This is a genomic window from Variovorax sp. GW821-FHT10D07, from assembly GCF_059415325.1.
The window spans coordinates 247,756-270,155 of sequence record NZ_JBWKMZ010000005.1 but is presented as its reverse complement, the minus strand read 5'-3'; the positions used below and the strand labels follow the sequence as shown (position 1 = coordinate 270,155).

20 protein-coding genes are annotated in these 22,400 nt (G+C 68.9%); 3 read left to right on the top strand and 17 right to left on the bottom strand.

Annotated elements, in window-relative coordinates; genetic code table 11:
* Positions 1-105: 105 nt before the first annotated feature.
* A complete protein-coding gene (locus AC07PU_RS18105; RefSeq protein WP_495319226.1) occupies positions 106-813 on the bottom strand; it encodes an O-methyltransferase in 708 nt (235 codons plus the stop codon).
* Positions 814-863: 50 nt separating this feature from the next.
* Positions 864-3,413: a penicillin acylase family protein gene (locus AC07PU_RS18100; RefSeq protein ID WP_495319224.1), complete on the bottom strand. Its 2,550-nt coding sequence runs from the start codon at positions 3,411-3,413 to the stop codon at positions 864-866.
* 101 nt (positions 3,414-3,514) lie between these two features.
* Here AC07PU_RS18100 and AC07PU_RS18095 point away from each other — a divergent pair, with 101 nt between their 5' ends.
* Positions 3,515-4,585, top strand: a complete 1,071-nt coding sequence (locus AC07PU_RS18095; protein WP_495319222.1) for a lipocalin-like domain-containing protein — start codon at positions 3,515-3,517, stop codon at positions 4,583-4,585.
* 22 nt (positions 4,586-4,607) lie between these two features.
* Here the strand turns inward: AC07PU_RS18095 and AC07PU_RS18090 are convergent, their stop codons facing one another.
* The 6 genes from AC07PU_RS18090 to AC07PU_RS18065 all read right to left on the bottom strand — a co-directional run bounded on the left by AC07PU_RS18090 (position 4,608) and on the right by AC07PU_RS18065 (position 10,530).
* Positions 4,608-5,594, bottom strand: a complete 987-nt coding sequence (locus AC07PU_RS18090) for a branched-chain amino acid ABC transporter permease (protein WP_431509542.1) — start codon at positions 5,592-5,594, stop codon at positions 4,608-4,610.
* Positions 5,595-5,605: 11 nt separating this feature from the next.
* On the bottom strand, positions 5,606-6,481 hold the full coding sequence (locus tag AC07PU_RS18085) for a branched-chain amino acid ABC transporter permease (RefSeq protein ID WP_203201892.1): 876 nt from the start codon (positions 6,479-6,481) through the stop codon (positions 5,606-5,608).
* Positions 6,482-6,526: 45 nt separating this feature from the next.
* Entirely contained in the window at positions 6,527-7,723 is a 1,197-nt protein-coding gene (locus AC07PU_RS18080) for an ABC transporter substrate-binding protein (RefSeq protein WP_093356153.1), read from the bottom strand.
* A gap of 56 nt (positions 7,724-7,779) precedes the next feature.
* Positions 7,780-8,976 carry an ABC transporter substrate-binding protein gene (locus AC07PU_RS18075; protein ID WP_492714555.1) on the bottom strand — a complete coding sequence of 399 codons (1,197 nt, stop codon included), beginning with the start codon at positions 8,974-8,976 and terminating at the stop codon, positions 7,780-7,782.
* Positions 8,977-9,052: 76 nt separating this feature from the next.
* Complete coding sequence (locus tag AC07PU_RS18070; protein WP_431509544.1) at positions 9,053-9,760, bottom strand: ABC transporter ATP-binding protein; 708 nt, start codon at positions 9,758-9,760, stop codon at positions 9,053-9,055.
* The gene (locus AC07PU_RS18065; protein ID WP_208513586.1) at positions 9,760-10,530 is read right to left on the bottom strand and encodes an ABC transporter ATP-binding protein; all 771 of its coding nucleotides are present in this window, start codon (positions 10,528-10,530) and stop codon (positions 9,760-9,762) included. The genes AC07PU_RS18070 and AC07PU_RS18065 overlap by 1 nt, the downstream gene beginning before the upstream one ends.
* Before the next feature lie 428 nt (positions 10,531-10,958).
* Between AC07PU_RS18065 and AC07PU_RS18060 the strand changes: the two genes are divergently transcribed.
* On the top strand, positions 10,959-11,579 hold the full coding sequence (locus tag AC07PU_RS18060) for a cysteine hydrolase family protein (protein ID WP_495319217.1): 621 nt from the start codon (positions 10,959-10,961) through the stop codon (positions 11,577-11,579).
* Here AC07PU_RS18060 and AC07PU_RS18055 read toward each other — a convergent pair.
* The 5 genes from AC07PU_RS18055 to AC07PU_RS18035 form a co-directional block, all read right to left on the bottom strand.
* Entirely contained in the window at positions 11,564-12,457 is an 894-nt protein-coding gene (locus AC07PU_RS18055) for a LysR family transcriptional regulator (RefSeq protein ID WP_495319215.1), read from the bottom strand. The two genes, AC07PU_RS18060 and AC07PU_RS18055, sit on opposite strands and share 16 nt — an antisense overlap.
* A 79-nt stretch (positions 12,458-12,536) precedes the next feature.
* Positions 12,537-14,102, bottom strand: coding sequence for a DHA2 family efflux MFS transporter permease subunit (locus tag AC07PU_RS18050; protein ID WP_093339330.1), 1,566 nt, complete (start codon positions 14,100-14,102; stop codon positions 12,537-12,539).
* A 41-nt stretch (positions 14,103-14,143) separates the two neighbouring features.
* Positions 14,144-15,484: an HlyD family secretion protein gene (locus AC07PU_RS18045; RefSeq protein ID WP_093339332.1), complete on the bottom strand. Its 1,341-nt coding sequence runs from the start codon at positions 15,482-15,484 to the stop codon at positions 14,144-14,146.
* Between the two features lie 29 nt (positions 15,485-15,513).
* Positions 15,514-17,016, bottom strand: coding sequence for an efflux transporter outer membrane subunit (locus tag AC07PU_RS18040; protein WP_495319213.1), 1,503 nt, complete (start codon positions 17,014-17,016; stop codon positions 15,514-15,516).
* Positions 17,009-17,545 (bottom strand): MarR family winged helix-turn-helix transcriptional regulator, encoded by a 537-nt coding sequence (locus tag AC07PU_RS18035; RefSeq protein WP_093339337.1) that lies wholly within the window; start codon positions 17,543-17,545, stop codon positions 17,009-17,011. The genes AC07PU_RS18040 and AC07PU_RS18035 overlap by 8 nt, the downstream gene beginning before the upstream one ends.
* 82 nt (positions 17,546-17,627) lie before the next feature.
* On the opposite strand from AC07PU_RS18035, the gene AC07PU_RS18030 reads away from it, so the two are divergent.
* Positions 17,628-19,415, top strand: a complete 1,788-nt coding sequence (locus AC07PU_RS18030; protein ID WP_495319211.1) for an ABC transporter transmembrane domain-containing protein — start codon at positions 17,628-17,630, stop codon at positions 19,413-19,415.
* Between the two features lie 50 nt (positions 19,416-19,465).
* Here AC07PU_RS18030 and AC07PU_RS18025 read toward each other — a convergent pair whose 3' ends face one another.
* Genes AC07PU_RS18025 through nuoN form a run of 4 tightly spaced genes read right to left on the bottom strand, consistent with a single transcriptional unit; the run spans position 19,466 to position 22,387 of the window.
* Positions 19,466-19,930, bottom strand: coding sequence for a DUF1178 family protein (locus tag AC07PU_RS18025; RefSeq protein WP_093339342.1), 465 nt, complete (start codon positions 19,928-19,930; stop codon positions 19,466-19,468).
* Between the two features lie 8 nt (positions 19,931-19,938).
* Positions 19,939-20,538: an NUDIX domain-containing protein gene (locus tag AC07PU_RS18020; protein ID WP_495319209.1), complete on the bottom strand. Its 600-nt coding sequence runs from the start codon at positions 20,536-20,538 to the stop codon at positions 19,939-19,941.
* 31 nt (positions 20,539-20,569) lie between these two features.
* The gene (locus AC07PU_RS18015) at positions 20,570-20,872 is read right to left on the bottom strand and encodes a DUF2818 family protein (RefSeq protein WP_208513591.1); all 303 of its coding nucleotides are present in this window, start codon (positions 20,870-20,872) and stop codon (positions 20,570-20,572) included.
* 27 nt (positions 20,873-20,899) lie between these two features.
* Positions 20,900-22,387: an NADH-quinone oxidoreductase subunit NuoN gene (gene nuoN / locus AC07PU_RS18010; RefSeq protein ID WP_093339349.1), complete on the bottom strand. Its 1,488-nt coding sequence runs from the start codon at positions 22,385-22,387 to the stop codon at positions 20,900-20,902.
* Positions 22,388-22,400 lie beyond the last annotated feature (13 nt).

Genomic DNA, 22,400 nt, shown 5'->3' with positions numbered 1-22,400 from the left:
AGTCATGCGCATGCAACGGGCGTTGCATGCGACAAGGGGAAGTGAATACGGAAGACTTCGCGGCATGCGTGCATCGCCGCGCGCAGGCAATGCAACCCGATTGCGCTAAGCGTTCCAGTCGATCAGGCCGGTGCCGCTCCAATGGCCGAACGACGTGAGATCGAGCTTGGGCCGTGCGATGCGGCGCCAGGTCGCGACCATGTTCATCACGCGGATGTCGTCGAACACGACCAGCGCATGCGCGGGCAAGTTCAGCGTGGCGAGGTTGTCGAGCATCCTTGCCTCGGTGTGGCCGTCCTTGGGTCCGTCGACGAAGACCAGGTCGGCCGCCTCGAACAGCGCGCGATGCGCCTCGATGCCGCCGGGCGCGGAGATGTCGTGCAGCACCTGGCGCACGCGCCCCTGCTCGAAATCGCCGGGCGCGAGCCAGGTCTGTTCGAAGCCGTGCCAGGGATGCAGGTCGAAGGTGGTCACGCTGCCGCCCGCGGGCAATTCCTGCGCGAGCGCGAGCGTGCCCATGCCGGTGAAGGTGCCGATCTCGACGACGCGCATCGGCTTCAGCGTGCGCACCAACGCGGCGAGCAGGCGGTAGTGCTCGCCGGGCCAGGTGTCGAACCAGTGCGGCTCGCTCGAGGTGCGGCCGTCGTAGACGCTCAGCGCGATCTCGCGCGCGGCCGAGGCGGCGCGCAGCGCGATGTCGAGCAGGCGCGCGCTGGGCCGCGCGGGCTCGTCATCGAGGCTCGCGATGACCGAGATCTCCTTGTGGCGCGCCGGTACCTCGGCGAGTCGGCGCTGGAGTTCGTCGAAGGTCATGGTGCGGGCCCGATGCAAGAAAAGCGCAGTCTAGGCCCCGCTGCGCGGCTTCACGGCGCGGGCGTCAAACGAATCCGCTCCACCGTTTCCTTTTCCACGGCCGCGCGGCTGTAGACCAGCGGCACGTACTTGCCTTCGAGCCACAGCGGCGCGAGGTCGCGGTAGTTGGGGCTGTCGGGGTTGCCCGACTGGCCCGGCGTGTTGATGACGCGCGAGGCATCCCAGTTGCCCACGTCGAGCACCATGCGGAAGGACGCACCCGAGGTCAGCCGATAGTCGCTCGCGCGGTAGCTCGCGGCCATCGGCGTGAAGGCCGAGCCCGACATCGGCCAGTCGCCCACGTCGAGCTTCCTGCGCGTGGCCGCATCGACGATGCCGCCGAGCGGATGGCGGAACTCGGCACGGTGCAGCGCGCCCCACTTCCAGGCCGCGGGGTCGGGGCCGAGCTTGTTGCTCAGTTCCTGCATGGCGGGCGCGATGGTCTGCACCAGGATCGCATCGCGCTGCGCGTTGCTGACCCAGCCGAACGGGTTCTCGAGCAGCAGGACCATGCGCGTGTTGTCGCCCGGCAGCGCGTACTGCATGGCCGACTCGCCCGCGCCGGCCTTGAGCACGGCCTGGCGCAGCGGCTTGCTGCTCCACACCTCGTAGAGCGCGGCGGCCGCGCTGTCGCGGTCCATGGTGCCGTCCCAGCCCTGCAGCAGCGCGAGGCCGGCCGCGGTCTGCGCATCGCTGCTGCCCAGCCCCGCGAGCAGCTTGAGCAGGCGCTGCGCCGGCGTGGCGACGATGTCGTTCTGCATGCGCTGCGAATCCTCGAGCGTGAAACGCTGGCCCGCGGCCACCTTGCCCGCGAACAACTCCTTCAGGCGCCGCGCGCGCGCCGCGTCGCTCCATTCGTAGCCGATGCCCTTCTTCGCGGCCGGATGCTCGCTCGGGATGTTGTTCTCGTTCGCGGTCACCACGTAGCCGCGCGCGGGATTGAACTCGGAGGGCAGCTCGTCGCCGTTGCGAAAGCCCGACCACTCGTAGCGGCCGTCGCCCGGCACCGGCATCAGGCCATCCCAGTTCGGGCGGATCGGCGTGAGGCCGCCGGGAATCCAGCCGATGTTGCCGTTGCGGTCTGCATAGACCTGGTTCTCGCCGGGCGCGCCCCAGCGGTTCATGGCGGCGCGGAACTGGTCCCAGTTCTGCGCGCGCATGTAGTCCATCGAACCGAAGTACGGCGCCATGCCGGGCTCGAGCCAGGCCGCGCGCAACGCATAGGCGCGGCGCTTGCCGGGCTCCGACAGCAGCACCGGCCCGTGGCGCGTGAAGCTGTTGACCAGCTCGCGCGGCACGCGCTCGCCCTTGACCGCGATGCGCTCGGTCACGCGCACCATCGGCTCCCAGCGGCCCTGGTAGCGGTACTCGTTGGGATTGCGCGGATTGAGCTGGTAGACGTAGAGGTCCTCCTGGTCCATGTAGAAGCGCGTGAGGCCGAAGGCGATGGTGCCGTTGTGGCCGATCGACAGGCCCGGCAGGAAGGGCTCGCCGGCACCGATGGCATCCATGCCCGGCGCGCTCAGGTGCGTCATGTAGCGCAGGCTCGGCGCGCCGTGCGCGCGGTGCGGATCGTTCGCGAGGATCGGCCGGCCGGTGGCGCTGAGCTTGGGCGCGATCACCCAGTTGTTGCTGCCGTAGGCGGCCGTGGGGTCGCCTTGATCTGCCTTGTCGGCCTGTGCCTCGTCGCCTGCCTGCGACACCGCGAAGCTGCCGGGGCCCGCGCCCTGCTGCGGCAACGGCGTGTTGGCCTTGGTGAACTGCGGTGCCTCGGTGGCGCGCAGATAGGCCGCGCGCAGCTCGGCGGCGGGCACGGTGCAGGGATCGAGCCCGGGCGGCACGCGCGGGTTGACGGGCGGGTCGAGCTCGCGTCGCAGCCAGTCGGCCTTGATGCCGGGGCCGCCCGCGCAGTAGGCACGCGCGCGTTCGATCTCGGAGGTGAGGTTGAGCGTGAGGCCATGGTGGCGGATGCGCACCACGTCCTCGGGCGACCAGGTCGCGGGCTGGTAGCCGAGCAGCCTGAACTCCGGCGGCAGCAGGTCGGGCTGCGCGCGCACCTGCGCCACGTAGGCATTGACGCCGGCCGTGAAGGCCTCGGCCACGCGCTTGGCGTCAGAGCCGTAGGCCAACCACTCGCGGTACATGTCGCCGCGATAGAGCACGGCGCGCGCGGCGCGGTCGCTCTCGACCCAGGCGGGACCGAAGTCCTGCGCCATCTCGCCGAGGCCGCGCTTGCGCCACAGGTCCATCTGCCAGAGCCGATCGCGCGCCGCGATGAAGCCCTGCGCGACGAAGGCGTCGTAGAGCGTGCCCGCGTAGAGGTGCGGCACGCCCCAGCGGTCGACCAGCACCTCGGCCGGCTTCTCGAGGCCCGGCACGGCGAAGGACGAGGGCGCGCGTGGCGGCGTGCTCGCCGACGGCGGCGCTTCGGCGGGCGGTCCAGAAGCGCAGCCCGCGAGCGCGAGCAGCACGGCCAGCGGCACGAGCCTCGGGGCGAGGGAACCGGAACGGGGGGATGCGATGCGCCGCGCGACGGGGCGCGGGCTGGGCGTGCGCTTCATGGATCTCGTCTCCTTCTTTTTATGGGCCGGCCCACGGTAATCGCTTTCGCACGCGCGTGGGTTACAACGCGTGACGAGGGCGCTTGTAGACTCGTGCGGCCATGCCACCCGCCCTCCTGTCGCGCCGCGACCTCCTGCTCGCGGCGCTCGCTGCCTCTTCAGGCCTCGCGCCCGCCTGGGCCCTGCCGCCGCGCACGCTGCAGTTCCCGCGCGACTTCGGCAGCCATCCCGAGCTGCGCACCGAGTGGTGGTACATCACGGGCCATGCGCAGGCCGAGGGCGATCGCGCCTTCGGCTTCCAGGTCACCTTCTTCCGCTCGCGCGTCGACGCCACGCAGGGCATGCGCTCGAAGTTCGCGGCGCAGCAGCTGGTGTTCGCGCACGCGGCCGTCACCGACCTCGAGGGCCGCGCGCTGCGACACGACCAGCGCATCGCGCGCGCGGGCCTCGGCGGGGCTTCGGCCAGCGAAACCGACACCGCGCTGCGTTTGCGCGACTGGTCGCTGCTGCGCGCCGCGGACGGCTACACGGCGCGCATTCCCGCCAGCGGCTTCACGCTCGAGCTGCGCTTCGCGCCCACCCAGCCGGTGCTGCTGCAGGGCCGCGCGGGCCTCTCGCGCAAGGGGCCCGACGAGGCCCAGGCCAGCTACTACTACAGCGAACCGCAGCTCGCGGCGCAGGGCCGCATCGTGCTCGACGGCCGGCCCTTCGCGGTGCGCGGCAAGGCCTGGCTCGACCACGAATGGAGCGAGGCGCTGCTGCACCCCGAGGCCGTGGGCTGGGACTGGATCGGCATGAACCTCGACGACGGCGGCGCGCTCACGGCCTTCCACCTGCGCCGCGCCGACGGCAGCGCGCTGTGGTCGGGCGGTTCGTTCCGCGCGGGCGACGGCACGCTGCGCGTGTTCGGACCCGACGAGGTGCGCTTCGAGGCCGGCCGCTCCTGGAACAGCCCGCGCACGCAGGCGCGCTACCCCGTGCAGTGGCGCGTGCGCACGCCCGCGGGCGAGTTCGAGGTGCGCGCGCTGCTCGACGACCAGGAACTCGACAGCCGCGGCTCGACCGGCGGCGTGTACTGGGAAGGCCTGAGCGACCTGCTCGACGGCCAGGGCAAGCGCCTGGGGCGCGGCTACCTGGAGATGACGGGGTACGTGGCGCCGCTGAAGCTCTAGGCGAGCGCCCGACCCCGCGCCTTCATCGGGCCTTGCGCCGATCGATGAAGGCGATGATCTCGCCCATGATCCCCTTGCGGAAGGCGAGCACGCAGATCACGAAGATCAGGCCCGTGACCATGGTCACCGACTCGCCCAGCGTGTTGAACCAGTCGATGGTGGTGATGCGCGCGAGCAGGTTGCCCAGCTCGCCGATCTTGTTCTCCAGCAGCACGACCACGGCCGAGCCCACCAGCGGACCCGACAAGGTGCCCAGCCCGCCCACCAGCGTCATCAGGATCACCTGGCCCGAGGCCGTCCAGTGCACGTCCGACAGGGTCGCGAAGCCCAGCACCAGCGTCTTGAGCGAACCCGCCAGGCCCGACAGCGCCGCCGAGATCACGAAGGCCAGCAGCTTGAAGCGCGCCACGTCGTAGCCCAGCGACAGCGCGCGCGGCTCGTTCTCCTTGATGCCCTTGAGCACCTGCCCGAACGGCGAGTGGATGGTGCGCACGATCAGCAGGAAGGCGGCCGCCACGATCGCCAGCGCGACGTAGTACATCGTCAGGTCGTTGCTCAGGTCGAGCAGGCCGAACAGCTTGCCGCGCGGCACGCCCTGCAGCCCGTCCTCGCCGCCGGTGAACTTCGCCTGCAGCGCGACGAAGAACATCATCTGCGCCAGCGCCAGGGTGATCATCGCGAAGTAGATGCCCTGGCGCCGGATGGCCAGCACGCCGAACAGCCAGCCCAGCAGCGCGCCCACCAGCGTGCCCGCGATCAGGCCCAGCTCGGGCGTGAGGCCCCAGACCTTGATCGCATGGCCGGCCACGTAGGCCGAGCCGCCGAGGAAGGCCGCATGGCCGAAGGACAGGAGCCCGGTGAAGCCCAGCAGCAGGTTGAAGGCCGAGGCGAACAGCGCGAAGCACAGCAGCTTCATCACGAACACCGGGTAGGCGCCGAAGAACGGCGCCAGCACCAGCGCGACGAGCAGCAGGCCGTAGAAGACGGTGGAGATCTTTTTCATGTTCATGCCGCCTGCTCTCACTTCTCTTTGCCGAACAGGCCGGCAGGACGCACCAGCAGCACGATGACCATGATCACGAACACGACGGTGGACGAGGCCTCGGGATAGAAGACCTTGGTGAAGCCCTCGATCACGCCCAGCCCCAGCCCGGTGAGGATGGCGCCCATGATCGAGCCCATGCCGCCGATCACGACGACGGCGAACACCACGATGATCAGGTTCTGGCCCATCAGCGGCGAGACCTGGATCACCGGCGCGGCCAGCACGCCCGCGAAGGCCGCCAGGCCCGCGCCGAAGGCATAGGTCAGCGTGATCATCAGCGGCACGTTGACGCCGAAGGCCTCCACCAGGCGCGGGTTCTCGGTGCCCGCGCGCAGGTAGGCGCCGATGCGGGTCTTCTCGATCACGAACCAGGTGGCGATGCACACGACCAGCGAGGCCACGACCACCCAGGCGCGGTAGTTGGGCAGCACCATGAAGCCCAGGTCGGTGGCGCTCGACAGCGCCTCCGGCGCGTCGTAGGCCAGGCCCGAGACGCCGTAGATGGAGCGGAACACGCCCTCGATGAGCAGCGTGAGGCCCAGGGTGAGCAGCAGGCCGTAGAGGTGGTCGAGCTTGTAGATCCAGCGCAGCAGCAGCCGCTCGATCAGCACGCCGAACAGACCGATGACGATGGGTGCGGCGATCAGCATCACCCAGTAGTTGATGCCGAAATATTCCATCGCCATCCAGGTGAGCACCGCGCCGAGCATGAACAGCGCGCCGTGCGCGAAGTTGATGACGTTGAGCAGGCCGAAGATGACGGCCAGCCCGAGGCTCAGGATGGCATAGAAGGAGCCGTTGACCAGCCCCAGGAGGAGCTGGCTCAACAAGGCGGGAAGGGAAATGGTCATAGGGGATTCAGCAGGCGCGGGCCCGAGCGGGCCCGCGGGGGTCGGTCATTTCCAGAGCGCGCACTTGCTCTCGGCCTTGGTCGTGAAGACCTGGTCGCCCGGCAGCTTGGCCACGACCTTGTAGTAGTCCCAGGGCTGGCGCGACTCGGACGGCGCCTTGACCTGCATCAGGTACATGTCGTGCACGAAGCGGCCGTCGGCACGCACGGTGCCCTTGGCGTAGAAGTCGTCGATGGGCATCTTCTTGATCTGCTCCATCACCTTGTCGGCATCGGTGGTCTTGGCCGCCTGCACCGCCTTCAGGTAGGTCATGGTGGCCGAGTAGTCGGCGGCCTGGATGTCGGTGGGCATGCGCTTGGTCTTGTCGAAGAACTTGCGGCCGAAGGCGCGCGTGCGTTCGTCGAGGTTCCAGTCCCAACTGGTGGTGAGCAGCAGGCCCTCGGTGTTCTTCAGGCCCAGGCTGTGGATGTCGGTGATGAACACCAGCAGGCCGGCCATCTTCATCGACTTGGTGATGCCGAATTCCTTGGCCGCCTTGATCGCGTTGATGGTGTCGCCGCCCGCGTTGGCAAGACCCAGGATCTGCGCTTTGGAGTTCTGCGCCTGCAGCAGGAAGGACGAGAAGTCGGAGGCGTTGAGCGGATGTTTGACGCCGCCGACCACGGTGCCGCCCTTCTCCTTCACCACCTTCGCTGTGTCGGCCTCGAGCGCGGCACCGAAGGCGTAGTCGGCGGTCAGGAAGAACCAGTTCTTGCCGCCCTGCTCCACCACGGCGCCGCCGGTGCCCTTGGCGAGCGCGACGGTGTCGTAGGCGTAGTGCACGGTGTAGGGGCTGCACTGCTCGTTGGTGAGCGCCGAGGTACCGGCGCCGTTGACCACGAACACGCGCTTCTTCTCCTGCGCCACCTTGGCCATCGCGAGACCCGTGCCCGAGTTGGTGCCGCCGAACAGCATGGTCAGGCCCTGCGTGTCGATCCACTCGCGCGCCTTCGAGGCCGCGATGTCGGCCTTGTTCTGGTGGTCGGCGGTCAAGAGCTCGATCGGCAGGCCGTTGACCTTGCCGCCGAAGTCGTCGATGGCCATCTGGATCGCCACCGCGCCATTCTTGCCCTCCACGTCGGCGTAGAGACTGGACATGTCGGTGACGAAACCGATCTTGACCTTGTCCTGCGCCTGGGCGGCGCCCGCCGCCACGAAGGCAGTGGCGAGCAGACAGGCGGAAGCGATGGCGCTGCGTTTCATGGTGGTGATCCTCGTGGTGGTCTCGTGTTCTTCGGCGGGGCGGTCTCAGGCGCTCTTCACTTCCAGAGCGCGCACTTGGTTTCGGCCTTGGTCGTGAAGACCTGGTCGCCCGGCAGGGTCTTGAGCACCTTCAGGTAGTCCCAGGGCTTCTTCGACTCGGCCGGCGACTTCGCTTCCACCAGGTACATGTCGTGGATGAAGCTGCCGTCGGCGCGGATCTGGCCCTTGCCGTAGAAGTCGTCGATCTTCATGCTCTTGAGCTGCGCCATCACCTTGTCGGAATCGGTGGTCTTGGCGGCGGCCACGGCCTTCAGGTAGGTCATCGTGGCCGAGTAGTCGGCGGCCTGCACGTCGGTCGGCATGCGCTTGGTCTTCTCGAAGAAGCGGTTGGCGAACTTGCGCGTGTCGTCGTTGAGGTCCCAGTACCAGCTCGTGGTGTGCAGCAGGCCTTCGGTGTTCTTGAGACCCAGGCTGTGGATGTCGCTGAGGAACACCAGCAGGCCGGCGGTCTTCATCGTCTTGTTGATGCCGAATTCCTTGGCCGCCTTGATCGCGTTGATGGTGTCGCCGCCGGCGTTGGCCAGGCCGAGGATCTGCGCCTTCGAGTTCTGCGCCTGCAGCAGGAAGGACGAGAAGTCCGAGGCATTGAGCGGATGGCGCACCGAGCCCACCACCGAGCCGCCCTTCTCCTTCACCACCTTGGTGGTGTCGGCTTCGAGCGCATGGCCGAAGGCGTAGTCGGCCGTCAGGAAGAACCAGCTCTTGCCGCCGCGGTCGACCACCGCCGCGCCCGTGCCCTTGGCCAGCGCGACCGTGTCGTAGGCGTAGTGGATGGTGTAGGGGCTGCACTGCTCGTTGGTCAGCACCGAGCTGCCCGCGCCGTTGTTGAAGTACACGCGCTTCTTCTCTTCGGCCACCTTGGCCGTGGCCAGCGCCACGCCCGAGTTGGTGCCGCCGAAGACCATGGTCACGCCGGCGGTGTCGATCCATTCGCGCGCCTTCGAGGCGGCGATGTCGGCCTTGTTCTGGTGGTCGGCGGTCAGCAGCTCGATCGGCTGGCCCAGCACCTTGCCGCCGAAGTCGTCGATGGCCATCTGGATGGCGGTGGCGCCACCCTTGCCTTCGAGGTCGGCGTACAGGCTCGACAGGTCGGTGACGAAACCGATCTTGACCTTTTCCTGGGCCTGCGCGCCGGTGGCTGCGAGGGCGAGGACGGCGATGGCACCTGCGATGAGGCCGAGTTTCTTTTGCATGCGAAGTCTCCTGAAAGAATCTTTGTGAGATGAGGACGGGAACGTCGGGGTCTTGTGGACGGAAGGGGAAAGGGATTCAGACGCCCAGCAGCTCGTTGAGCACGGGCATCTTGGCTTCGAGTTCCGCGGCGCCGAACTTTTCGACGATGCGGCCGTGCTCCATCACGTAGAAGCGATCGGCCAGCGGCGCCGCGAAGCGGAAGTTCTGCTCCACCATCACGATGGTGTAGCCCTTGGAACGCAGCGTGGTGATCATGCGAGCGAGCGCCTGCACGATCACCGGCGCCAGGCCTTCGGAGATCTCGTCGAGCAACAGCAGCTTGGCGCCCGTGCGCAGGATGCGCGCCACGGCCAGCATCTGCTGCTCGCCACCCGATAGCCGCGTGCCTTGACTGTGGCGGCGCTCCGCCAGGTTCGGGAACATCGCGTAGATCTCGTCGACCGACATGCCCTGCCCCGCGCCTTTCAGCTCCGGCGGCAGCATCAGGTTCTCCTCGCACGACAGGCTCGCGAAGATGCCCCGCTCCTCGGGGCAATAGCCGATGCCCAGGTGCGCGATGCGGTGCGTGGGCATCGCGATCGTCTCGCGGCCATTGACCTCGATGCTGCCCTTGCGCGCGCCGGTCAGGCCCATGATCGCGCGCAGCGTGGTGGTGCGGCCCGCGCCATTGCGTCCCAGCAGCGTCACGACCTCGCCGGGCTGCACGACCATGTCGACGCCATGCAGCACATGCGATTCGCCGTACCAGGCCTGCAGGCCCTTGATCTCGAGTGCGGCGGTCATCAGTGAGCCCCTTGCAGTTGGCCGTCCGTGGTGCCCATGTAGGCCTCCATGACCTGCGGGTTCTTCGAGACCTCGGCGTAGGGCCCCTCGGCCAGCACCGCGCCACGCTGCAGCACGGTGATGGTGTCGGCAATGGTCGAGACCACGCTCATGTTGTGCTCGACCATCAGGATGGTGCGGCCCGCCGACACGCGCTTGATCAGCTCGGCCACGCGGTGCACGTCCTCGTGGCCCATGCCCTGCGTGGGCTCGTCCAGCAGCATCAGCTCGGGCTCCATCGCGAGCGTGGTCGCGATCTCGAGCGCGCGCTTGCGGCCATAGGGCAGGTTCACGGTCTGCTCTTCGGCGAGTTCTTCGAGGCCCACCTCCGCGAGCAGCTCGCGCGCCCGGGCGTTGAGCGGCTCGAGCGACTTCTCGCTCTTCCAGAAGTGGTACGAGGTGCCCAGGCGGCGCTGCAGCCCCAGGCGCACGTTCTCCAGCAGCGTGAGGTGCGGGAACACGGCCGAGATCTGGAACGAGCGGATGATGCCGCGCCGCGCGATCTGCGCGGGGCGCTCGCCCGTGATGTCCTGGCCGTTGAACAGGATCGTGCCGCTGGTGGGCTCGAGGAACTTCGTGAGCAGGTTGAAGCAGGTCGTCTTGCCTGCGCCGTTGGGGCCGATGAGCGCGTGGATCGAACCGCGCACGACCGAGAGATTGACCTTGCTGACCGCGGTGAAACCCTTGAATTCCTTGGTGAGCTGGCGTGTTTCGAGAATGACGTCGCTCATCTCGCGAAGCCGCCCGGGTAGTGACCGAAAAAGTCTGTCATGCGTTTGTTCTCACAGCGCCACCATCGAGCGCGGACCGATTGTTGGGGGGCGCCTCTCGCTTGCATACTGGGGCAAATGCCTATGCTGCAGTGCAACCTTCTCGAACGGTGACGCATGTCCGGCATGCATGCCATCGGCACACTGTCGCCGCAACGACAAAGCATGTGCACCGCAGCATGGCGCGCGCACGCGATCGCTGCTTTTTCGCGCGCACTTCCGAACTACATCGCGGCTGCATCGCCCGCGGTCCATCGGCAACAGGCAGGTGGCTTCGGCCCGCGCGCGCCGACCTTCGCGATTCGCACAAGTCTTGTGCGGCGGCGCATCTACACCGGCACGCCCGTGCTTCGTACGCTTCGGTCTTCTTCAGTCACACAGAGAAGTCCATGCAGCATCCCAGCATCCGCACGCTCACCGGCGCGCAGCCGACCACCCGCCTCGATCCCGCCACCACGGCGCTGATCGCGATCGACTTCCAGAACGAGTACTTCGACGGCCGCATGCCGATCCCCGATGGCCTTCCGGCATTGCGCCAGGCCCGGCGGCTGATCGAGGCGGCGGACCGGCATGCGATGCCGGTGTTCCATGTGCAGCACCTCGCGCCCGCCGACAGCCCGATCTTCGCGCAGGGCAGCGCGGCCTTCGACATCCATTCCGAGCTGCGCCCCGACGCGCGGCACGCGGTGCTGACGAAGGCGACGCCGAGCGCCTTCGCGGGCACCTCGCTCGACACCGAGCTGCAGGCACGCGGCATCCGCACCTTGATCCTCACCGGCCTCATGACCCACATGTGCGTGTCGGCCACCGCCTTCGATGCCGCGCCGCGCGGCTACCAGAACCTGATCGCGGGCGATGCCTGCGCGACGCGCGACCTCGACCTGGAGGACGGCGGCGTGCTCGGCCATCGCGAACTGCATCGTGCGGCGCTGCGCGGCGTGTCGGACGTGGTGGCCGAGGTGCGCTCGACCGATGAGCTGCTGCGGCTGCTCGATCAGCCGGCGCTGTAACGCTCCGCCGCGAAATCGACGAAGGCGCGCACCTTGGGCGACAGGTGCCGGTTCTGCGGATAGAGCGCATAGAGGTTCAACGCCGGCTGGCTGAAGTCCGGCAGCACGCGCACCAGCTCGCCGCGCGCGAGGTGGTCGCGCAGCAGGAAGGCCGGCGAGAGCGCGAGCCCGGTGCCGGCCAGCGCGGCCGTGCGCAGCACGATCCCGCTGTTGGCCTGCAAGCGGCCGCCGACCTCGACCGTGTGCACGCTGCCGTCGCGCGCCGTGAAGCTCGGCTGCCCCGCCTTGCCCGCGAGCGAGTAGTTGAGGCACTCGTGCGCCGCGAGGTCCGCGGGCACGACCGGCGTGCCGCGCCGCCGCAGGTAGTCGGGCGAGGCCACCCACCACTCCTCGAAGCTGGCGAGCCGCTTGACGACCAGCGTCGAGTCCGACAGCCCATAGGCCAGCCGCAGGCCCACGTCGAAGCCCTCCTCGATCAGGTCGACGAAGCGGTCGTTGCACACCAGGTCGACCCTGAGCTGCGGATGCGCTTCGAGAAAAGCCGGCAGCCATTGCGCGAGCGCCTCGAGCCCGAAGGACATCGGCGCGTTGATGCGCAGCAGGCCCGTGGGCTCGACCTGGTGCCGTGCGACGGCCAGCGCCGCAGCCTCGAGCTGGTCGAGGATCTGGCGGCTGTGCTGGTAGTAGGTCTGGCCGGCCTCGGTGAGCGCGAAGCGGCGCGTGGTGCGGTTGAGCAGCTGCACGCCGAGCGCGGCCTCGAGCTGCTTGACCTGGCGCGAGACGACGGTGTGCGAGACATCCATGGCCTCGGCCGCGGCCGTGAAGCCGCCGGCCTCGACCACGGCGCGAAATGCCTTCAAGGCGGCGAACTGATCCATGCGCGCGACTGTATGCGAACGAAACCCCCAGGCCTCTTGCGAAACCTGGGGGTCCGTGGGTGATGCGGTGAAAGCGGGCTCAGTGCGCGCCGGCCGCCGCGTCGCTGCCCGCGCCGCCCGATTGCGGCCGTGCGAACCACACCAGCGGAATCAGCAGCAGGAACAGCACGGCCGATGCATAGAAGATGTCGTTCGAGGCCAGCATGAAGGACTGCTGGTCGACCAGGCGATTGATCTGGCCCATTACCTGCTCGGTGCTGAAGCCGTTGCTCGCGAGGCCGGACATCGCGCTGGTGGCGGCGATGTTGCCCTGGTTGATCGACTCCGCGAGCTGCGCGTGGTGCAGCGTCGCGCGGTTCTCCCACAGCGTGGTGGCGATCGAGGTGCCCATGGCGCCGGCCGTGATGCGCAGGAAGTTCGACAGGCCCGAGGCGGCCGGGATGCGGTCGGGCGTGAGGCCCGAGAGCGTGACCGTCACCAGCGGGATGAAGAAGAACGCCATCGCGATGCCCTGGATGAAGGTCGGGATCATGATGGTCCCGAAATCGGCCTGGGTGTTGAAGTTCGACCGCATCCACAGCACCAGCGCAAACACCAGGAACGAGAAGGTGGCGTAGCGGCGCGGGTCGACCTTGGCGATGGTCAGCCCCACCACCGGCGACAGGAAGATCGCCAGCAGCCCCACCGGCGCCATCACCATGCCGGCCTGGGTCGCGGTGTAGCCCATCCACTGCTGCAGCCACAGCGGCAGCAGCACCACGTTGCCGAAGAACAGGCCGTAGGCCACCGCGGTGGCGACCGCGCCCGACCAGAAGTTGCGGCGCTTGAACAGCGACAGGTCGACCACCGGATGCTTCTCGGTCAGCTCCCAGATCAGGAAGAAGGCGAAGCCGACGACGGCCACCACCGCGAGCGTGACGATCTGCGCCGAGTGGAACCAGTCGAGCTCCTTGCCCTTGTCGAGCATGAGCTGCAGCGCGCCGACCCAGATCACCAGCAACGCGAGGCCGATGGCGTCGATCGGTACCTTGTGGGTCAGGCTCTCGCGCTTGCGGTACAGCACCCAGGTGATGGCCGCGGCGACGATGCCCACCGGGATGTTGATGTAGAAGATCCAGGGCCAGGAGATGTTGTCGGTGATCCAGCCGCCGAGCAGCGGCCCCATCACGGGCGCGACCAGCGTGGTCATCGACCACATGGCCATCGCGAGGCCGGCCTTGGCGCGCGGATAGCTCGACAGCAGCAGCGTCTGCGACAGCGGGATCATCGGTCCCGCGACGAAGCCCTGCAACGCGCGGAACGCGATCAGCGTGGTCATGTTCGGCGCCAGGCCGCACAGCAGCGAGCTGATCATGAACAGGATCACGCTCGCCACGAACAGGCGGACCTGGCCGAAGCGCTGCGTCATGAAGCCGGTGAGCGGCACCGCGATGGCATTGGCCACCGCGAAGCTGGTGATGACCCAGGTGCCTTGCGTGGTGCTCACGCCAAGGTCGCCCGAGATGGCCGGCAGCGACACGTTCGCGATCGACGAATCGAGCACGTTCATGAAGGTGGCGGCCGAAAGCGCGATCGTCCCCCACACGCGGGCGGAGCCCTCGAGCGGAGGCGGTGCGACGTAGGCGGGTGCGGCGGCGGTGGCCATGGTTCAGCGCGACAGCGGTCGGAACGAAAGCGCCGTGGCGATCAACCGGGCTGGCCTTGTGCGGGGATCTGCGCGGCCGAGGCCGGCGAGATCGCGGGCGCGGCGCGGTTGGCGGGCACCGAGGGCACGTGCACCGCCTTGGCGGTCGCGCTGTTGCCGAGGTTGGCGGCCACGATGCGGTCGACCTCGGCGTCGGCGCCGCGATCGAGCTGGCTGTAGACCTGCGTCTGCGTGAGCGCGGCGGCGCGCGGCGCGTCGGCCAGCATCTTGCCGGCCTTCTGCGTGATGTCGACCTCGACGTCCATCGACAGGCCGATGCGCAGCGGGTTGGCCTTGAGCTGCTCGGCATCGAGCGCGATGCGCACCGGCACGCGCTGCACCACCTTGATCCAGTTGCCGGTGGCGTTCTGCGCGGGCAGCAGCGCGAACGCGCTGCCGGTGCCCACGCCGAGGCCGGCGACCTTGCCCGTGTACTCGACCTTCTTGCCGTAGACGTCGGCGGTGAGCTTCACCGGCTGGTCGATGCGGATGTTGCGCAGCTGCACTTCCTTGAAGTTGGCGTCGACCCACAGCTGGTTGAGCGGCACGATCGACATCATCGGCGTGCCGGCCGCGACGCGCTGGCCGAGCTGCACGGTGCGCTTGGCGACGTAGCCGTCGACCGGCGCGGGCATGGCGACGCGCTGCGTGGCGAGGTAGGCCTCGCGCACCTTGGCGGCGGCGGCCAGCACGCTCGGGTGCTCGGCCACGCTGGTGCCCTCGGTCAGCGACTGGTTGCTGGCGAGCTGCTCGCGCGCGGCGATCACGCCGGCCTGCGCCGCGGCCAGCGCGCTCTTGGCGTTGGCGAGCGTGGTCTCGGCATGGTTGAGTTCTTCCTTCGACACCGCGCCGTTGCCCGACAGCGCGCGGCGGCGCTGCAGGTCGTCCTGGGCCTTGGCGATGTCGCTCTGCGCCTTGACGATGTCGCTCTGGCGCAGCGTGACCTGCGCGGCCAGCGAGCCGTTGTTGGCGTACAGCGTGCGGGTCTGGCGCACGGTCTGCGCGAGCGCGGCCTCGGCCTGTTCGAGCGCGACCTTGGCATCGGCCGGGTCGAGCTGCACCAGCGGCTGGCCGGCCTTCACGTAGTCGGTGTCGTCGGCGTTGATCGCCATCACGGTGCCGCCGATCTGCGGCGTGATCTGGATCACGTTGCCCTGCACGTAGGCGTTGTCGGTGTCCTCGTAGTGGCTGGCCACCAGCCATTCGTAGAGGCCCCAGCCGCCGCCGACCACGACCACCGCGGCGGTGAGCGCGGTGAGTGCGCGGCGGCGCTTGCCGTTGCCTGCTTCGGGGACCGCGGCGGAGGAAGGAGCAGCGGTGGTCTGTGTGTTGTTGTCGCTCATGATGGTCTTTCCGGATTCGAAAGAGAGATTCAGTGGGTCGCGGCCGACGGGGTCGCGGATGCCGTGGTGGTGGCGCCGGAAGCGGCGCTCGCGGTGTTCGACGGCGGCTGCCAGCCGCCGCCGAGCGCCCGCGCCAGCGCGACCTGGGTGTCGAGCGCGCGCGCGGCGAGGTCGACGGCGAGCCGGCGCTGCGCCAGCACCGAGGTCTCGGCGGTCAGCACGTTGAGGTAGTTGCCGAGGCCCGCGCGGTAGCGCTGCACGGCGATGTCGTAGGCGCCCTCGGCGGCCGTCTGCGCGGCGCGCTGTTCGGCCTGCTGGCGCGCGATCGACTGGATGCTGGTGACCTGGTCGGCCGCGTCGCGCACGGCGTCGATCACGGTGGCGTTGTAGCTCTCGACCGCGGCATCGAGGTCGGCCGACTTGCCGCGCAGGTTGGCGCGCAGCTGGCCGCCCTCGAAGATCGGCAGGTGGATCGCCGGACCCACGCCCCACTGCTCGCTGCCCGACTTCAGCAGCTTGCCGAAGCCCAGGCTCTGGAAGCCGACGAAGGCCGTGAGGTTGACGTTGGGATAGAACAGCGTCTTGGCATTGGCCACGTCGCTGGTGGCGGCCTCGACGCGCCAGCGCGCGGCCGCGATGTCGGCGCGGCGGCCCAGCAGGTCGGCCGGAATGGAGGCTTGCAGGCCGATCGGCTTGACGCCCGCGATCAGCGGCGGCTTGAGCGCGTCGCTGGCGCCGGGCTGGCCCACGAGCGCGTCGAGCGCGTGTTTGGCGATCGCGATCTGCTCGTTGAGCGCCTCGATCTGCTGGCGCGCCTCGGGCAGGCCGCCTTCGCTCTGGCGCAGTTCGAGCCGGGTGTCGAGGCCGGCCGACACGCGGTCGCGCACCAGCTTCAGGGTTTCGTCGCGCTGCGCAAGCGTGCGCTGCGCCACCGCGAGCTGGTCGTTGAGGCGCGCCCACTGGAAGTAGCTGCGCGCCACGTTGCTCGCGAGCAGCACGCGGGCCGCGTCGGCATCGGCGGCGGCCGCATTGGCGGCGCCGATCGCGGCGTCGAGCGCGGTGCGGTTCTTGCCGAAGAAGTCGAGCTCCCAGCTCGCGCCGAGCTGCAGCAGGCCGACGTTCTGGATCGAGCCGCCCAGCGGTTCGGGGTAGATGTAGTTGGTGTTGAACTTCTGGCGCGTGGCGTCGAAGTCGAGCCCGACCTGGGGCTTGAGCGCCGCGCCCGCGACGCCGGCGTTGGCCTGCGCGCGCGCGAGGCGGGCCTGCGCGACCTGCAGGTTGGGGTTGCCGGCCACGGCCTGGTCGACCAGGCCGTTGAGCTGCGCGTCGCCGAAGGCCAGCCACCATTGGCTGTCGAGGGCGGGAGCGGCGGCCTTGTCGGCCGAGGCGATGCCCAGCGAGCCGGCATCGCGCAGCTTGGCATGGCCGCCGATGCCGGCCATGTCGGCACAGCCGGCCAGCGCGACCACCAGCAGCGCGGCGGCGACGACGGGGGTGCGGCGCAGGGCACGCACGGCGAATGAATCAGTCATTTTTTCCTCCACGGGCCGCGAGGGCCTGTGCGTTGTCGAGGATGCGGCGCAAGTAGGACTTGAGCTGCCCCCATTCATCGGCGGTGAAGTCCGCCAGCAATTCGTTCTGCACGCGGCTCAGGACGTGGGGCACTTCCTTGGCGGCCGCGCGGCCTTCGTCGGTGAGCTCGATGTTGACCACGCGCCGGTCTTCGAGCGAACGCACGCGCCGGCACAGGCCCTTGGCTTCGAGCCGGTCGAGCAGGCGCGTCATGGCGCCGGTGTCGAGCTCGCAGGCGCGCGCCAGTTCGGCCACCGTGGTGGCCGCGCCGATGTGCAGCTTGTAGAGCGGCACCCACTGCGGATAGGTCGGGCTGCCGGGCTCGCACATGCGGGTTTCCACCGACTGCGCCACCGTCGTGACGATCCGGCGCATCAGGTAGCCGATGCTTTCCTCGGTCGAATACGACTCCGCCCGGTAGAAATCGGGCGCACGACGCACCTCGTCCGGTGCAACCGGAGCGTCATCGGGAGCAGTGGCATCGTTCATGGCCCGAATATTAGCTGCCATGGCAATTATTGTCAAGGCGACCTTTGTGAAGGCAAAGGTTCTCTCGCTAGAATCGCGGCCCATGGCATCCTCCCCCTCGCCGGCCTCCACGGCCAAGGGCTCGCCCCGATCGCTGTCGGGACTGGGCCCTTTTCTTCGTCCCTACCGTGTGCAGATCACGCTGGCCGCCGTCTTCCTGGTCATGGCGGCGGTCACGACGCTGATCTTCCCGATGGCCCTGCGCAGCCTGATCGACGGCGGTCTGGTCAACCCCGACAAGGGCGCCCAGACGATGGCGCTGCGCGAGCACTTCGGCGCCTTGTTCGCGGTCGCGGTCGCGCTCGGGCTGTTCTCGGCGGCGCGCTTCTACACGGTGAGCTGGCTCGGCGAGCGCGTCACGGCCGACCTGCGCAACGCGGTCTACAGCCGGGTGCTGCGCCAGAGCCCGGTGTTCTTCGAGACCACCCAGACCGGCGAGGTGCTGTCGCGCCTGACGGCCGACACGACGCTGGTGCAGACGGTGGTCGGCTCCTCGCTGAGCATGGGCCTGCGCAACGCGGTGATGGGCGTGGGCGCGCTCGCGATGCTGATCTGGACCAATCCCTACGTGATGGTGCAGGTGCTCGGCCTGCTGGTGGTGGTGGTGCTGCCGAGCATGTGGTTCGGCCGCCGCGTGCGCCGGCTGTCGCGCGCCAGCCAGGATCGCGTGGCCGACTCGAGCGCGATCGCGGCCGAGGTGCTGAACGCGATCCCCGTGGTGCAGAGCTACACCGCCGAGGACCGCGAGGCCGGCCGCTTCGAGGGCTCGACCGAGAGCGCGTTCCGCACCGCCGTGCGCCGCACCAAGGCGCGCTCGGTGCTGGTCGCCTTCATCATCATCGCGACCTCGGCGGCGCTGCTGTGGGGCCTGTACCAAGGCACGCAGGCGGTGCTGCGCGGCGACATCACGGCCGGCCACCTGGGCCAGACCGTGGTCTACGTGGCGATCCTCGCGAGCGCCACCGCGGTGCTCGGCGAGGTCTACGGCGACCTGCTGCGCGCCGCCGGCGCCACCGAGCGCCTGATGGAGCTGCTGCATGCGCCCGCGGCCATCGTCTCGCCCGCCGCGCCGGTGCGCTCGCCCGTGCCCGCCGCGGGCAGCGCGATCGTGTTCGACAGGATCACCTTCCACTACCCCTCGCGGCCCGACACGCCGGCGCTGCGGGACTTCTCGCTGGCCGTGACGCCGGGCGAGACGGTGGCGCTGGTCGGCTCGAGCGGCGCCGGCAAGAGCACCGTGTTCCAGCTGCTGCTGCGCTACTACGACCCGCAGTCGGGCCAGCTGCTGCTCGACGACGCGCCGCTGGCCTCGCTGGCGCTGCACGACCTGCGCACGCGCATCGGCCTGGTGCCGCAGGACGCCGTGATCTTCTCGGCCAGCGCGCTCGAGAACATCCGCTACGGCCGGCCCGAGGCCAGCGTCGAGGAGGTGCACGCGGCCGCCCGCGCCGCCTTCGCGCACGACTTCCTGCAGGCGCTGCCGCAGGGCTACGACACCTTCCTAGGCGAACGCGGCGTGCGGCTGTCGGGTGGCCAGCGCCAGCGCATCGCGATCGCGCGCGCAATGCTCAAGAACCCACCGCTGCTGCTGCTCGACGAGGCCACGAGCGCGCTCGACGCCGAGAGCGAACGCATGGTGCAGGCCGCGCTCGAATCGGCGATGGAAGGCCGCACGACGGTGGTGATCGCGCACCGGCTGGCCACGGTGCAGAAGGCCGACCGCATCGTCGTGCTCGACCACGGCGGCATCGTCGAACAGGGCACGCATGCGGCGCTGGTGGCGCAGGGCGGCGTCTATGCGCGGCTGGCGGCGCTGCAGTTCACGAGCTGAGAGCGACCCGGGTCCCGGAAAGCAAAAAGGAGAGCCGAGGCTCTCCTTTTTTATTGCAGGGTTTCCTTGAGCCCCGCCGGGATCGGCAGCGGCATCACCGCGATCCCCTCGTCGAGCAGCGCCTCGGTCTGCTCGGGCGTGGCCTGGCCGCGGATGCCGCGCTCCTTGGTCTCGCCATAGTGCATGCGGCGGGCCTCGTCGGCGAAGCGGTCGCCGACGTCCTCGGTCTTGGCCAGCACCTCGCGCACGGCGCGCATCCAGCGCGCCTCGGGCGACATCTCGGCCGGCAGGTGGGCAGGCGCCGATGCGGCCGCCGGGTTCGAGCGCTCGGCCTCGGGCGCCTTCGCGTTGCCGAGGTTCAGGCGCGGCGCGCTCAGCAGCTTGACGATCGCGGTGTCGGCGCAGACCGGGCACTCGACCAGTCCGCGCGCGAGCTGGCTCTCGAAGTCCTCATTGGACCCGAACCAGCCTTCGAAGCCGTGGCCGTGCGCGCATTGGAGATCGAGGACCTTCATGCGCGCGATTATCCCTGGGCCGAGTCGCCCTGCCAGTCGAGGGCCCATGCGCCCGAGCCCGTGTTCTGCAGCCACAGCGCGCAGGCCAGGGTCTTGGCGTCGGTGACCGAGCCGTCGCGGCACCAGCCCAGAAGCTCTTCGGGCGTGGCGGTGAACACGTCGAGGAATTCGCCGTGGTCGAGCTGGCGCTCGCCGAGCGAGAGGCCGCGCGCGAAGTAGATGTGGATGATCTCGGTCGAATAGCCCACGGCCAGGTGCATCGCGCCGGCACGCGCCCATTCGCGCGCGCGGTAGCCGGTTTCCTCGAGCAGCTCACGCTGGCCGCAGACCAGCGGATCCTCGCCCGCGTCGAGCTTGCCCGCGGGAAACTCGATCATCACCCGGCCCACCGGGTAGCGGAACTGGCGCTCGAGCACCACGCGGCCATCGTCGAGCAGCGGGATCACCACCACCGCGCCCGGATGCACGACGTACTCGCGCGTGGCGCTGTGGCCATCGGGCAGCTTCACGGTGTCGCGGCGGACTTCGAGGAAGTTGCCCTTGGCAAGCGATTCGCGCGAGGTGAGTTCTTCGCGCAGGTGCGCGTCTGCGGGGATGCTGGATGTCATGGTCCGCTCCGTGGTCGGGTGGGTGGCGCGCTCAGTGCCGATGCTTCATCAGGTAGCGCCAGGTGAAGCCCGGGAAGGCCAGCACGATGAACAGCGCGCCGGTCACCGCATAGAACTCCCAGCCCTGCGTGGCGATCTGCCCTGCCCTGCGTTCGAACAGCAGGCCGATGCCGCCGGCCAGGAAGTACAGCACCACCAGCTCGCCGAAGCGCATGGCCAGCGTCTTGCGCATGCCGATCGCCACGGCGCCGAACAGCCGGTCGTTGAGGAACGGCAGGTTGGCCGCCAGCAGGGCCAGCAGCAACACCACCCAGACCGAAGCCGTCTGCGACACCTTGTGCGGGCCCTGGCGCGCGGCGCGTCAGTTCGCCAGCGTGGCGACGATGGCCTTGGCGCACAGCGTCATCAGGCCGCCCGGCACGATGCCGAGGATCAGGATCAGCGCCCCGTTGATCGTCAGCACGGTGCGCACGTCGCGCGGCGCCGACACGGTGCTGGCCGTGACCGGTGCGTCGAAGTACATGACCTTGACCACGCGCAGGTAGTAGAAGGCGCCCACCAGCGACATCAGCACCGCGAACACGGCCAGGCCGATGTAGAGGGCCTGGCCCGAGGCGATCAGCGCCTGCAGCACCGCCAGCTTGGCATAGAAGCCGACCAGCGGCGGAATGCCCGCGAGCGAGAACATGGTGATCGCCATCACGCCGGCATACAGCGGGCTGCGCTGGTTGAGGCCGGCCAGGTCGGTGATCTCCTCGCTCTCGAAGCCTTCGCGCGCCAAGAGCAGGATGGTGCCGAAGCTCGCCAGCGTCGTGAGCACGTAGGTCACGATGTAGAACATCGAGGCGCTGTAGGCGAACTGGGCGTTGTAGGTGTTGCCGTTGACCACGCCGGCCACCAGGCCGAGCAGCACGAAGCCCATCTGCGAGATGGTCGAGTAGGCCAGCATGCGCTTGAGGTTGGTCTGCGCGATGGCGGCCAGGTTGCCGACCAGCAGCGAGGCGATGGCCAGCAGCGCGAGCATCTGCTGCCAGTCGATCGCCAGCGGCAGCAGGCCTTCGACCAGCAGGCGGATGATGATCGCGAAGGCCGCGAGCTCGGGCGCGGCGCCGATCATCAGCGTGATCGCCGTGGGCGCGCCCTGGTAGACGTCGGGCACCCACATGTGGAAGGGAGCGGCACCGACCTTGAACGCCAGGCCGGCCACGATGAACACCAGGCCGAACACCAGCACCTGGTGGTTGACCTTCCCGCTCGCGATGGCCTTGAACACCTCGTTCACGTCGAGCGAACCGGTGGCGCCGTACATCATCGACAGGCCGTAGAGCAGGAAGCCGCTGGCCATGGCGCCGAGCACGAAGTACTTCATGGCGGCTTCGCTGGCGACCGCGTTGTCGCGGCGCAGCGCCACCAGCGCGTAGCTCGAGAGCGTCAGCAGTTCGAGGCCCAGGTAGATCAGCAGGAAGTTGCTGCCCGACATCATCACGAACATGCCCAGCAGCGCGAACATGCCCAGCGTGAACATCTCGCCGCCGCGCAGCATGTCGCGGTCGGCCGCGTAGGGACGGCCGTAGACCAGCGTGACCATCAGCGCCAGCGAGGCGAAGCACTTGAGCCAGTTGCCCATCGGGTCGCTCACGACCATGTTGCCGAAGCCGTAGATGGTCTTGCCGCCGCTCGCGGCCATGCCGGTCATCGCGGCCACCACGGCCAGCGTGATCAAGGTCAGGACGTAGGTGCGGGTGCGGCGCGCGCTGGTGTCCGACAGGTCGACCAGCGCGATGATGCAGGCCATGACCAGCAACACGATTTCAGGGTAGATCGTGACCCAGCTGAGTTTGTCAATCATCTCGTTCTCTTCT